This window comes from Micrococcus sp. M4NT (assembly GCF_033790745.1).
Taxonomy (GTDB): domain Bacteria; phylum Actinomycetota; class Actinomycetes; order Actinomycetales; family Micrococcaceae; genus Micrococcus.
Window position 1 is genome coordinate 14,757 of record NZ_JAMYEH010000009.1, and the last position, 12,972, is coordinate 27,728.

The following is a 12,972-nucleotide window of genomic DNA, read 5'->3' on the forward strand; positions in this document are numbered from 1 at the left end:
ATCCGGCGGGGCCTCGTCATGTCAGCGGGTGGGCTCGCCCAGCACGCGGGCGTCGGCGTCCGCCACGGCCTGGCCCTGGCCGACGACGCGGTGGCCCGTGGCCTCGGCGACGGCCTCGCGCTGCTTGGCGTAGGGGTCGTTCGCCGCACCGCGCTCCACCACGGGGATGTTGGCGGTGATGGGGCCGGGGGTCGGCGCGGCCCACGGGTCCTGCACCGGCTTGGTGAGCTTCCAGATCGCGAAGCCGGCGCCCGCGGCGGCGGCGGCCATGCCCGCGACGATCCAGCCGCGGCCGCCCGCGCGCTCGGAGCGGTCGGCCTTGCGCGCGGTGCGCTTGAGGTCCTTCTCGGTCTGGCCGGCGTAGTGCTCGGCGCCCTTGCGCAGCTTGGCCACGATCTTCTTGTCCCCGGTGAGGGCGATCAGGGCCTGCTCCACGGAGGTGGGCACCTGGACGTCGTGCGCGGTCTGGCGGGCGCTGCCGGCCACGTCGGCCAGACGCGAGGCGGCGACGGGCGCGAACTCCTCACGGCGCTGCTCGGCGTAGCGGGAGGCCTCGGCGAGGCGCTCCTGGACCTGCGGGGCCAGCTTCTCGCCCTGGTCCTGGACGGCGGCGACGGCGGCGGCCAGGAGCCCGGCGGCGGTGAGCCCGCCCTTCGCGGCGGCGTCCTTGGCCTTGCCGGCCTTCTGGGCGGTCAGGAAGCCCAGCACGTCGGCCTTCGTGTCCGCCTTCTTGGCGGCGCCGCGGGCATCCTTGCGGACCTGCTTGGTCTTCTTCTCGCCGCGCTTGCCGGCCTTCTTCGCGGCCTTGCGGGCGGACTCGGCCTCCTTGGTGAACTCCTCGCCCAGCTCGGCGGCCTGGTCCTGGAGCGCGGAGAAGAACTCGTGCAGGCCGTCCTTCTGCTTCGCGACCACGGGGGCGACGGCGCCCAGGCCGCCGGCCACGGCCTTGCCGGCGCGCTCGGCCAGGGGGGCCATGTCCTGCTTGACGTCCTTGGCGCGGCGGCGGCCCTCCTCGGCGGCGACGGTGGTGCCCACCTCGCCGAAGGCGGTGCCGGCCTCGCCCCACGCGAGGGCGGCCTCGATCCTGGGCTCGGCCCAGTGGCGCAGGATCTCGCCCTGGCGGGTCAGGAACGTGTCCGTCCCGCCGTCGTGCTGGATCGCGGAGTCGGTGGTCGGGTTCTTGCGGGCCATGTCTGCCTCCCGTGCAGTCGGATGTTCGCTGGACTGGTCGTCTCCAGATCAGCCTAGTGGCGTGCGGTGGCCATGGCACGGTCCGAGCGCGCCCCTTCTTCGAGCACCGCCCCGCCGGGGCGCCGCGATTCGGCCCACCGCGAAGACGCGGAGGGCGCGTCGGTCGAGCCGGGGCAGGCGGGGGCCGCGGGTGGAACAATGACGCCCATGACCGCCAACGCAACGCACACCGCGACCATCCACACCAACCACGGCGACATCGTCGTCGAGCTCTTCGGCAACCACGCGCCGAAGACCGTGAAGAACTTCGTGGGCCTCGCCACCGGCGAGCAGGAGTGGACCCACCCCCAGACCCGCGAGAAGAACAACGGCGCCCCGCTGTACTCCGGCACCGTGTTCCACCGCATCATCAAGGACTTCATGATCCAGGGCGGCGACCCGCTGGGCATGGGCGTCGGCGGCCCGGGCTACCAGTTCGGGGACGAGATCCACCCCGAGCTCCAGTTCGACCGCCCCTACCTGCTCGCCATGGCCAATGCCGGCCCCGGCACCAACGGCTCGCAGTTCTTCATCACCTCCGTGCCCACCGGCTGGCTCAACGGCAAGCACACCATCTTCGGCGAGGTGAAGGACGAGGCCTCGAAGGAGATCGTGGACCAGCTCAACGCCGTCGCCACGGACCCGCGCGATCGCCCGCTCGAGGACGTCGTGATCGAGTCCATCGAGATCGCCGAGGCCTGAGCGGCCCGCTCCCGGTGAGCACAACCCCCGAAGGACCGCACGGCCCGGAGTCCGCGCACGGCACACCCCCGGTGTGCCCGCGGCATCCGGGCCGTGCGGCGTATGTGGCCTGTCCCGCGTGCGGCCGCCCCGCGTGCCTCGAGTGCCAGCGCCCCGCCGGCGGCGCCATGGTGTGCGCGGACTGCGCGGCCCGCGCCGCGGCACCCGGCAGCGGCGCCGCCGCGACGCCGTCGTCCGACCCCGCGCGGGCGTCCCATGGGCGCGGCGGCGTCCTCGGCGCCCTGACCGCGGCACCGATGACGACCGGCCTCATCGTGCTCACCGCCCTCGTGTACGCGCTGCAGTGGCTGTACCGGGACCCCGTCACCGGCGTGACGCCGTCCCTCTGGTACGCAGGCCTCTACACCTCGCCGCTGGCCTTCGAGCCGTGGCGCCTGCTGACCTACGCCCTCGTGCACGACGTCTCCGGGCCCACTCACCTGGCCCTGAACCTGCTGGCCCTGTGGGTGATCGGCCGCGTGCTCGAGCCGGTGCTGGGCCTGTGGCGATTCCTCGCCCTGTACGCGATCTCGGCGGTCGGCGGAGCTGTGTTCGCCCTGTGGACCTCCGACCCGCTGCAGCCGGTGGTGGGCGCCTCCGGCGCCGTCTACGGGCTCTTCGCGGCGCTCTTCCTCCTCACGCGGATCGGCGGCGGTCAGGTGCGCTCGATCGCGGTGCTCATCGGCCTGAACCTCGCGGCCTCCTTCGCCCTGCCGGGGATCTCGTGGCAGGTGCACGTGGGCGGCCTGCTCACGGGAGCGGCGGTCGCCCTGGTCCTCACCCGGCTCGGCCCGCTGCCGGGCACTCCCGGGCGGGGGCGCGGCGGGGTGGGCGCCCAGGTGGCGGGCCTCGTGGTCGCGCTGGCGGCACTCGGGGGCCTCACCGCACTGGGGGCCTCCCGGATCGGACTCGACGCGCTGGTGATGTGAGCCGTGCCGGTCCGCGCCACGCGGGCCGGCAGGCCGGCCCCGCGGTGGCGGACTGTCCACAGGGGCCCTGTGCAGGAGTGGCCCACTCACCGTCCACACCTGTGGACAAACCCGGGGACAACAGCTTCAGCCGCGTCAGCGGGCCGAAGAAGTTCTCCACAGGGTTGTCCACCGCTGTGGAGAATCACACCCGTGTCATTCGCTCCAGCGGGACATCATGAGGAACCCGAGAAGGGCGAGGCCGAAGCCGATGAGGATGTTCCAGCCGCCGAGGCCCACCAGCGGGAAGAGCCCCTGCGTGAGGTAGTAGGTGCAGACCCACAGCAGGCCGAGGATCATCAGGCCGAACATGACGGCCTTGTACCAGCGGGGCAGGGGAGCGGGCCCGGCGTCGACGACGCCGAGGTCGGTGCTCACGGAGGAGGCGCGGGCGCCGGAACGGGCCCTCTCGAGCTCGGCGCGCTTGCGGCGGGCCGAGTCCTTGCGCTTGCCGGAGGGGGCTGCCACGGTGATGCTCCTTCTGCTGCCCGGGTCCGGGCGTCGCGGGTGGGACGTGGGGGTCCAGGGGCCACGCGGTATCCTTCCCTGACCTGCCGAAGGACCGGCGCGCGGCGTGCCGGGCCAGTCTATGCACCCCGCCCTCGCGCGGCGGGGAGGAAGAAGCGGCCCTCGTGAGCGACTCTCCGGTCTCCGTGCTCGTCGTCGACAACTACGACAGCTTCGTCTACACCCTGGTGGGCTACCTCCAGGAGCTGGGCGCCCGCACCACCGTGATCCGCAACGACGAGGTGGACGCCGAGCGCGTCCTCGCCCTGGCCGCGGAGCACACGGCGGTGCTCATCTCGCCCGGGCCCGGCGCGCCCGCCGACGCCGGCGTCTCCCTCGACCTCATCCGCTCCGCGGCCGACGGCGGCCGGCCGCTCTTCGGCGTGTGCCTGGGCCACCAGGCGATCGCGGAGGCGTTCGGCGCGACCGTGACGCACGCCGAGACGCTCATGCACGGCAAGACGTCCGTGGTGCGCCATGACGGGCACGCGACCTTCTCGGGGCTGCCGGAGCGCTTCACGGCCACCCGCTACCACTCGCTCGCCGCCGTGCGCGACACGGTGGACGAGTCCGTCCTGGAGATCACCGCGGAGACCGACGACGGGGTCGTGATGGGCCTCGCGCATCGCACGGCCCCGCTGTGGGGCGTGCAGTTCCACCCCGAGTCGGTGCTCACCGAGGGCGGCTACCGCATGCTGGGCAACTGGCTCGAGTCGGTGGGGCTGGACGGCGCCGCCGAGCGCGGCGCGCAGCTCACGCCGCTCGTCCGCGAGGACGCCTGACCACGAAGGCCCACGAGGACGGCTGAGCGGTCCCCGCCGCCCCGCGGCTCACGTGGAGGGCGTCGGCTCGATCGAGGGCTCGGGGACCACGGGCTCCACGCCGCCCGAGGTCGAGGGGTCCGGATCGGCCGGTGCGGTCGGATCCGGCTCCGGGTCGGGTGCCGGGCCACTGGGTGAGGGCTCCGAGGGGTCCGGGCCGGGCACGGGATCGCTCGGCGGTTCAGTGCTCGGGTCCGGGGTCGGCTCGACGGAGGTGCTCGGCTCCGGGTCGTCGCTGCTGGGCCGCGGGTCGCTCGGAGGCGCCGGGGCCGCGGTGGTCGGATCCGGCCGCGGGGCGGTGGCGGGCGGCTCCGCCGGCGGGGGGTCCCGCGTCGGCTCGGGCTCGATCCAGGACGGGGCGGGCGCGGCCGGGTCCTCCACCAGGGCGGGTCCCTCCACGCTCGCGATCGCGGAGGAGGACGTGGTCAGCGTGATCGCGGACCGGGTGTCCACGCGAGTCCCCGCGGGCGGATCCTGGCCCACCACGACGCCGGTGGCCACGGCCCCGCCCCCGTCGGACTGGACGCGGGTCGCCAGGTCCGGGGCCGTCCGGCGCAGCGTCGCCTGGGCGTCCTCCACCGTCATCCCCACCAGGTCCGGGACCGGCACCATGCCGGAGGAGAGGTAGAGGACCACGGGAGTGCCGGAGTCCACGCCGCTGCCGAGCGACGGGTCCGTGCGCACGAGCCGGCCCCGCGCCATCCCGCCGGCGTCCTGGTACTCCACGGAGGACACGGACAGTCCCAGCCGCTCCAGCTCCGCGCGCACCGTGGACTCGGGCGCGCCCTGCAGGGACTCCGGGACCACGACGTCGGCGGGGCCGCGGGAGACGTGCACGCGCACCTCGGCGCCCCGGTCCACGGCGGCGCCGGCGGCAGGATCGGTGTCCACCACGTGCTGGGCGGGCACGGAGGCGTGGAACACCGGGACGACGGCGGCGGTGAGGCCCGCGTCCGAGAGCGCCGCCACGGCCTCCGCCTCGGTCCGGCCCCGCAGGTCCGGCACCGTCGAGGGGCCGAGGCCCCGCCCGCCCAGCGTCAGGGAGAGGACGGCGGCCAGGAGCAGCAGCACCGCCCCCATGGCGCCCACGAGGGCCAGGAGCCGACGGCGGGACGTCCCCGGCTCGGGCGGCGGCGGCGCGGCATGGGAGCCCGCGGGCGTCGGGGCTGCGGGCACGAGGGCCAGGGGGACGGTGGTCGGGTGGGCCGGGGCCACCGCGTGGTGCGAGCCGGTGCTGGGGGAGCGTCCGTCCACGGAGGCCGCGGCGGCGAGCTGGGCGGCCGAGGGTGCTCCGGGCAGGGAGGTGCCGGCCACGGCGTGCCCGGCCACAGCCTGGGTGTCCGCGTCGTCGGGCGGACCCTGCGCGAGGTCCTCGGCGAGGGGGAGCGCGGTGGGGTCGGCGACGGCGGCCTCGAGGGCACGGCGGAACTCGGTGGCGGAGGCGTACCGCTCGGCCGGGTCCTTGCGCAGGGCGCGCAGCACCACGGGGTCCAGCGCCGGCGGCAGCCCGGAGGCCACCTCCGAGGGCGCGGGAGGGGTTTCGCGCACGTGCTGGTAGGCGACCGCCAGAGGGGTGTCCCCCGTGAACGGCGGCCGTCCTGTGAGCAGCTCGAAGAGCACGCAGCCCGCCGAGTACAGGTCGGCGCGGGCGTCCACCGCGCGCCCCGTGGCCTGTTCGGGGGAGAGGTAGAGGGCGGTGCCGACCACGGTCTGCTGGGACGTGTTCGCCGAGGTGTCCGCGAGGGCGCGGGCGAGTCCGAAGTCCGTGACCTTCACGTCCCCGGCGGGGGTCACCATCACGTTGGCGGGCTTCACGTCCCGGTGGACGATCCCCTCCGCGTGCGAGTGCTCGAGGGCCTCGAGCACGCCCACCGTCCACGCGGCGGCGCGCCGCCATGGCACGCACCCGTCGTCGAGGACCTCGCGCAGGGTCCGCCCGGAGACGTGCTCGAGGACAAGGAACGGGCAGTCGACGGGATGGTGCTGGTCCTCGCTCATGCAGACGTCGCCCGTGTCGTACACGCCCACGATCGAGGGGTGGTTGAGGGCGGCGGCGGCGCGGGCCTCGCGCCGGAACCGCGCCTGGAACTGGGCGTCCCGGGCGAGGTCCGCGCGCATCAGCTTCACGGCCACCGTCCGGTTCAGGCGCAGGTCCCGGCCGCGGAAGACGTCGGCCATGCCGCCGCGTCCGATCAGCTCGTTGATCCGGTAGCGGTCGTTGAGGATGCGGGGTCCGGGCACGGGCACCTCCGTCGGCCGGCGTCAGCCGGCGGGGGTCGCCGTGGACGTCGGGACGTCCGTGGCCGAGGGGTCGGCCACGCCGGGCGAGGAGGCGTCCCCGTCCGCGGGGGACGGGGTGCTCGTCTCGGCCGACGAGGGGTCGGGGGGAGTCGGGGCCGGGGCCTCCGTGGTCGGCTCCGGGAGGGGCTCGGCCGCCGAGGAGGTCGGGGAGGCCTCGGGGGTCACCGGGGCGGCCGGGGTGCTCTCGGCGGGCTGGGAGGTGCTGGGCGCGGCCGGCGGCGCGGCGGGGGCCGAGGACGACGCCGGGGCCGGCTCCACCGGCGGGGCCGCGGGGGCGGTCCCCGAGCCGGCCGTGGCCACGATCACCTGGACGGGCGTGTCGAAGCGGTGCCGCTCCCCCGAGCCGGGCACGACGCGGACCACCTCGCCGGCGGCGCCGTCGGCCTCCGGATCGTCCACGCGGTCCACGCTGAACCCGCGCTCGCGCAGCAGCGCGACCACCGTGTCCACGGGCTGGCCGACGAGGTCCTGGGGGAGTGTCCCGGCGCCGGTGGAGACGGCCAGGGTCACGGTCTGGCCGCGTTGCAGGGGGCCCACGGGGTTCACGCCCACCACGGTGCCCTCCGGCTGCGGGTCGTCACGGTCCTCCTGCGCCACGGTCAGGCCGAGCCGCTCCAGCTCGGGGCGCACCTCGGCCACGGGGCGGCCCCGGTAGGCCTCGGCGTCCACCTGGACGGCCGAGGCCGAGGGGGAGGAGCCTGGGGCGCCGCCGTCGCGCGCCCCCATGATCAGGGGCCACAGCAGGGCGCCGAGCACCGCGAACACGAGGAGGGCGAGGAGGGCGATGAGCGGCCAGCGGGGTCCTCGGCGCCGGCCCGCGGGCGCGGAGCCCGACCGGGGCGCCGCCGCGGGGGCGCCCCAGGACTCCTCGGCCGGCGCCACCATGGGCGAGGGGCGGGTGTCCGCCGGGCGCGTGGCGGAGATGTCCTGGTCGGCCTGGGTCGCGGACTCGGCGGCCACGGGCAGTTCCGCGGTGGCTGGGCCGTCCCCGCCCTCCCGGCCGTCCTCGGAGCCGCTCTGATGCGTCGCGCGCATGCCCGCGTAGTCGAGCGTGGCGGTCTCCTGGTCCGCCTCGGCCGGCACGCCCTGCTCCTCCAGGAACGAGGCCAGCACGGGCGCGGCGGCGACGGCGGCCCGTGTGTCCCGCTGGCGCAGGGCGTCCGCCGCGTCGGAGAGGGCCGTGGCGTCGGAGGGACGCTCCCTCGGGTCCTTCGAGAGCATGCACATGATCAGCGCGCGGACCGGCGCGGGGACGGTGTCCGGCAGCGGCGGAGGGGTGTCGTTGACCTGCGCGAGGGCGATCGCGATCTGGGACTCGCCCGTGAACGGCCGGCGGCCGGCGAGGGCCTCGTAGCCGATGATGCCCAGCGAGTAGATGTCCGAGGACCCGGTGGCCTGCTGGCCCGTGGCCTGCTCGGGGGCCAGGTACTGGGCGGTGCCCATCACCTGCCCCGTGGCCGTCAGCGGCACCTGGTCCGCGAGACGCGCGATCCCGAAGTCCGTGACCTTCACCCGGCCCGAGGGCGTGATCATGAGGTTGCCGGGCTTCACATCCCGGTGCACCAGGCCCTGCGCGTGGGCGGCGGAGAGCGCCGCGGCGGTCTGGGAGATGATCCGCAGGGTGCGCTCCGGGGAGAGGGAGGTCTCCTTCTCCAGGATCGCGGAGAGCGGCTGGCCCGGCACGAGCTCCATGACGAGGTAGGCGGAGCCCTTCTCCTCGCCGTAGTCGTACACGTTGGCCACGCCGGGGTGGTTGAGCAGGGCGGTGTGCTGGGCCTCGGCCCGGAAGCGGCGCAGGAAGTTGGGGTCGCCCGTGTACTCCTCCTTGAGGATCTTCACGGCCGTGATCCGGCCCAGGACCTTGTCCCGCGCCTTCCAGACCTCGCCCATGCCGCCGATCGCGATCCGATCGGTCAGCTGGTACCTGCCCCCGAGGGTGATCCCCGATGTCGGCCTCATTCTGCGACCACCGCTTCCATGATGCTCTTCATGCCCTCCACCACTGTCCGGTGTCCGAAACTCGTGTCCACGTCCTCGATGACGATCGTCACCGCGACCTGCGGGTCCTGCGCCGGCGCGAAGCCGGTGATCCATGAGTGCACGTTCTCACTGTCACCGATCTCCGCCGTGCCCGTCTTCGCCGCGATCCTCATCCTGTCCGAGGCCGCGCCCGTCGCGGTGCCGCTGCGGACGACCTCCTCCATCATCCCCGTGATCTGCCGCGCCACGTCCGCGTCCGTGCCTCGGCCGTGCTCCCGGGGGCTGAACTCCTCCACCGTGGTCAGGTCCGGGCGGCGTACAGCCCGCACCAGCTGCGGCTCCATCACCATCCCCTCGTTGGCGATGCCCGCGGCCACCATGGTCATCTGCAGGGCCGTGGCCTGCACGTCGCGCTGCCCGATGGCGGACTGCGCCAGGGACGCGTCGTCGAGGTCCTCGGGGAAGCGGGACGCGGCGATCGGCAGCGGCATCGAGCCCTCCTCGTTGAAGCCGAAGCGCTCGGCGGTGTCGCGGATCGCGTCCTCCCCGAGCTCGACGGCGGCCATCGCGAAGGGGGTGTTGCAGGACTGGGCCATGATCGTGGTGAGCGTGGCCTTCTCGATGCCGTCGCACTGGCCGCCGTCGTAGTTGCCCATCTGCGCCGAGGTGCCGGGCAGGGTCCACCGCGCGGGGACGTCCAGGACGTCGTCCGGGGCGTAGTCGCCGGACTCCAGCATGGCGACGGCGTCGATCAGCTTGAACGTGGAGCCGGGGGAGACCGTCTGCTCGGACGGACGGTTGCGGTACGCGCTCGCGCCCGGGATCGCCTCGAGCGCGGACATGGCCTCCTGGGCCTTCGCACGCGTGTGGGAGGAGAGGGCATTGGAGTCGAAGCCCGGGCGGGAGGCCATCGCGAGGATCTCGCCCGTCTCGGGGTCCGTGACCACCACGGAGCCGCGCACGCCCTCGGGCAGCGCGGCGTAGGCGGCGCGCTGGGCCTCCGGGTCGATCGTGAGCTCCACCTGGTCGCCCTCCGCGGTGGCGCCCGTGATGATCTCCACGGCACGGTCCATGAACTGCGAGGTGGGGGTGCCCGCGAGCTGCTCGTTCATGGCCTTCTCCAGGCCCTCCGTGCCGTACGTGAGCGAGTAGAAGCCGGTCAGCGGCGCATACAGCGCGGTGTCGTGGTAGACGCGCTGGTAGGTGAAGGCGTCGTCGGACTCCACGGACTCGGCGATCGGCTCGCCGTCCACCAGGATGGGCCCGCGTGGTGCGCCGAACTCCAGGAAGATCTGGCGCGAGTTCAGGGGGTTCTGCTTGAGCCGGTCCGCGGCCACCACCTGGATCACGGAGGCCGCTGCGGCCAGCACCAGGAACATGGCCACCATGACCGTCCACGTGCGTCGGATCGCCTCGTTCATCGCGGGCCACCCCCCGTGGAGGAGGAGCCGGAGGCGACGGCGGCGCGCGGCAGCTCCGCGCCCGGGTCGAGGTGGCCGGCGCCGGGGCCCGAGGCGTTCACCATGGCGTCCACCACGACGGGCCGGCGGGCCGCGTGCGAGATGCGCAGCACGAGGCCCACGATGATCCAGTTGGCCAGCAGGGACGAGCCGCCTGCGGCCAGGAACGGCGTGGTCAGGCCGGTGAGCGGCAGCACGAGGGTGACGCCGCCCATCACCACGAAGACCTGCCACGCCATGGTGAAGGCCAGGCCGGAGGCGAGCACCTTGCCGAACGCGTCCCGCACGCCGAGGGCCGCCCGCATCATGCGGGTGACGAGGAGCAGGTAGAGGACCAGCACGGCGGCCAGGCCCACGAAGCCGAGCTCCTCGCCGATGCTGGCGAGGATCATGTCCGAGAAGGACAGCGGCACCTGGGTGGGGTTGCCCGCTCCGAGGCCCGTGCCCATGAGGCCTCCGGAGGCCATGGCGAACAGGCCCTGGACCACCTGGTAGGAGCCGCCGAAGTCCCGGTGGTAGATCTCCGGGTCGAACGCGTGGAGCCAGATCTGGAAGCGGGCGGTCACGTGCGGCATGAACAGGAACGCCAGCACCGCGCCCGCGGCCACCAGGCCCAGGCCCAGCAGGATCCAGGAGAACCGCGAGGTGGCGATGTACAGCATGGCCATGAACATGCCGAAGAAGAGGAGCGCCGAGCCGAGGTCCCGCTGGAACACGAGCACGCCGAGCGCCACGAGCCAGGCCGCCACGAGCGGGCCGAGGTCGCGTACCCGGGGGAACGTCAGCGGGCCCACGCGCCGCCCGGCCAGCAGGATGAGGTCCCGGTTGGCGGAGAGGTACCCGGCGAAGAAGATGGCCAGCGTGATCTTGGCGATCTCGCCCGGCTGGAAGGTGCCGAAGCCGACGTTCACCCAGATGCGGGCGCCGTTGGCGCTCAGACCGAGGCCGGGCACGAGCGGCAGCACCAGGAGGAGGGCGGAGGCCGCCAGGAAGAGGTACGGCCAGCGGCGCAGCAGCCGGTGGTCCCGCACCAGGAACACCAGGGCCGTGGCCGCCGCGACGGCGAGGACGGACCACATCAGCTGCGAGTCGGCGCTGGCCCCGCGCGTGTCCTCGCTGAGCCGGCGGATCACGGCGATGCCCAGGCCGTTGAGCAGCGCGGCGATCGGCAGGATGAAGGGGTCCGCGTAGCGCGCGCGCAGGCGCAGCACGACGTGCATCACGAGGGTGGCCGCGGCGAAGACCCCGAGGGGCACGAGGTCCGTGCGGGTCACGGTGCCGCCCGCGCCCAGGATGCCCAGCAGGTCCGCGCCGACGGCCACGGCCAGGGCGAAGACCAGCAGGATCAGCTCGGTGGTGCGGCGCGGCCGCGGCGGGGAGATGACGTCGGGCATCAGCGCTCGCCTCCTTCCGGGGTCTCACCCGTGGGCGCGGGGGCGCCGGGGGCGAGGGACTCGCTCAGCTCGGTCACGATCTGCTCGGCGTGGCCGAGGTCACGGGCCGCCATGCCGGAGCGGACGCGCTCCTGGGCGTACGAGGGGAGGCCGTCCACGGACAGGTCGGTCCGCCGGTCCACATGGGAGAGGTCGAGCGGGCCCAGGTGCTGGGGGACGCCGCGGTACACGGCCACCTGCCCGGCGTCCTCGCCCACGTAGTACTGGGTCTGGGTCCACAGGTAGCCCCACAGCGCCACGGCGGCGAGGAGGAGGGCCAGCAGGGTGGTGAACACGGGGATGAACCAGCCGCGGCGGTACTGCGTCGGCTTCCCGTCGCGCCTGCGGCGGCTGTCGCCGTCGGCGCCGTCCGCCGGGGACTGCGCGGTCGCGGAGCCCTCCGGGGTCCCGACGGCGCCCGCCGCCGCGGTGTCCGACGCGGACGCGGCCTCCGCCTCCCCGGGGGTCCCGGGACGGTCGGACGGGCCGTCAGCGGAGTCGAGCGGCGCGGGGGTGACGGACTCGCCGCCGCTCGTGAGGAGCGCGGCCGTCCGGCGGGGACGGTTCTCCGGGGCGGGTGTCTCGCCGAGCAGGGCGGCCGCGCGGCGGCGGGTGGAGCTGCGGGTGACCACGGGGATGCGGTCGGTCTTCACCGCAGAGGAGGCGGCGCCCACGATCAGGTGGGGCCGCGCCGCGAGGTCCTCGCGCAGCAGGCGCCCGGACACCGCGCCGGCCTCCGGCGCCTGGGCCACGGCCAGGGCGTCCTCCGAGAGGTGCACCTCCGGCGGCGGGGCGAGCTCCTCGGGCGTGCCCTCCGCGACCTCGAACACCACGATGGTGACGTTGTCCGGGGCGCCGCCCTTGAGGGTGAGGTCCACGAGGTTGTCCACCACGGTGTTGAGGGCCTCGCCCTCGGCCAGCTCCTGGTGGATGCGCTCCACCGTGACCACGTCCGTGAGTCCGTCGGAGCAGAGCAGCCAGCGCTCGCCGGCCGCCACGGGCACGTCGAACACGTCGAGCTCGGGGGAGGCGTCCACGTCTCCCAGCACCCGCATGAGGACGTTCTTGTTGGGGTGGAACTGCGCCTCGGCAGCCTCCAGGCGGCCCTCGTCCACGAGCTTCTGCACGAACGTGTGATCGCGCGTGACCTGGGAGAACGCGCCGTCGGCGAGGCGGTAGGCCCGCGAGTCGCCGATGTGCGCCATGTGCAGCGTCTCGCCGGCAAGGAGCGCGGCGGTGCAGGTGGTCCCCATGCCGGCCAGCTTGGGGTTGGCGTGCACGAGCTCGTTGAGGATCAGGTTCGCGTTCTGGATCTCGTCCGGCAGGACCGTGCCCGGGTCCTTGTAGCCGACGTCGTCCAGCGGGGCCAGGTCCAGCACCGTGGAGGCGCTCGCGACGTCGCCGCCCACGTGCCCGCCCATGCCGTCCGCGAGCACCGCCAGGTGACGGCCCACGTAGGCGGAGTCGTCGTTCTTGGAGCGCACGCGTCCCACGTCGGACCGAGCGGCGAAGCGGAGGACGAGGGTCATCG

At 74.4% G+C, this 12,972-nt stretch carries 10 protein-coding genes; 3 read left to right on the forward strand and 7 right to left on the reverse strand.

What is annotated here, in order from left to right:
- Positions 1-21: 21 nt before the first annotated feature.
- Positions 22-1,191: a hypothetical protein gene (locus tag NJC10_RS07445; protein ID WP_319075614.1), complete on the reverse strand. Its 1,170-nt coding sequence runs from the start codon at positions 1,189-1,191 to the stop codon at positions 22-24.
- A 207-nt stretch (positions 1,192-1,398) separates the two neighbouring features.
- On the opposite strand from NJC10_RS07445, the gene NJC10_RS07450 reads away from it, so the two are divergent.
- Both NJC10_RS07450 and NJC10_RS07455 read left to right on the forward strand, forming a co-directional pair.
- On the forward strand, positions 1,399-1,932 hold the full coding sequence (locus tag NJC10_RS07450; protein WP_282442663.1) for a peptidylprolyl isomerase: 534 nt from the start codon (positions 1,399-1,401) through the stop codon (positions 1,930-1,932).
- A 104-nt stretch (positions 1,933-2,036) separates the two neighbouring features.
- The gene (locus NJC10_RS07455) at positions 2,037-2,900 is read left to right on the forward strand and encodes a rhomboid family intramembrane serine protease (protein ID WP_319075617.1); all 864 of its coding nucleotides are present in this window, start codon (positions 2,037-2,039) and stop codon (positions 2,898-2,900) included.
- Between the two features lie 195 nt (positions 2,901-3,095).
- Here NJC10_RS07455 and NJC10_RS07460 read toward each other — a convergent pair whose 3' ends face one another.
- Complete coding sequence (locus NJC10_RS07460) at positions 3,096-3,407, reverse strand: cell division protein CrgA (protein WP_248116700.1); 312 nt, start codon at positions 3,405-3,407, stop codon at positions 3,096-3,098.
- 164 nt (positions 3,408-3,571) lie between these two features.
- On the opposite strand from NJC10_RS07460, the gene NJC10_RS07465 reads away from it, so the two are divergent.
- The gene (locus NJC10_RS07465; RefSeq protein WP_319075620.1) at positions 3,572-4,228 is read left to right on the forward strand and encodes an aminodeoxychorismate/anthranilate synthase component II; all 657 of its coding nucleotides are present in this window, start codon (positions 3,572-3,574) and stop codon (positions 4,226-4,228) included.
- Between the two features lie 48 nt (positions 4,229-4,276).
- Here the strand turns inward: NJC10_RS07465 and pknB are convergent, their stop codons facing one another.
- Genes pknB through NJC10_RS07490 form a run of 5 tightly spaced genes read right to left on the reverse strand, consistent with a single transcriptional unit; the run spans position 4,277 to position 12,970 of the window.
- A complete protein-coding gene (pknB, locus tag NJC10_RS07470) occupies positions 4,277-6,508 on the reverse strand; it encodes a Stk1 family PASTA domain-containing Ser/Thr kinase (protein WP_319075623.1) in 2,232 nt (743 codons plus the stop codon).
- A gap of 21 nt (positions 6,509-6,529) precedes the next feature.
- Complete coding sequence (locus NJC10_RS07475) at positions 6,530-8,527, reverse strand: protein kinase domain-containing protein (protein WP_319075625.1); 1,998 nt, start codon at positions 8,525-8,527, stop codon at positions 6,530-6,532.
- Positions 8,524-9,969 (reverse strand): peptidoglycan D,D-transpeptidase FtsI family protein, encoded by a 1,446-nt coding sequence (locus NJC10_RS07480; RefSeq protein WP_248116692.1) that lies wholly within the window; start codon positions 9,967-9,969, stop codon positions 8,524-8,526. The genes NJC10_RS07475 and NJC10_RS07480 overlap by 4 nt, the downstream gene beginning before the upstream one ends.
- A complete protein-coding gene (locus NJC10_RS07485) occupies positions 9,966-11,402 on the reverse strand; it encodes an FtsW/RodA/SpoVE family cell cycle protein (protein WP_319075628.1) in 1,437 nt (478 codons plus the stop codon). Before NJC10_RS07485 ends, NJC10_RS07480 begins: the two co-directional genes overlap by 4 nt.
- Positions 11,402-12,970 (reverse strand): PP2C family serine/threonine-protein phosphatase, encoded by a 1,569-nt coding sequence (locus NJC10_RS07490; RefSeq protein ID WP_319075630.1) that lies wholly within the window; start codon positions 12,968-12,970, stop codon positions 11,402-11,404. The genes NJC10_RS07485 and NJC10_RS07490 overlap by 1 nt, the downstream gene beginning before the upstream one ends.
- Positions 12,971-12,972 lie beyond the last annotated feature (2 nt).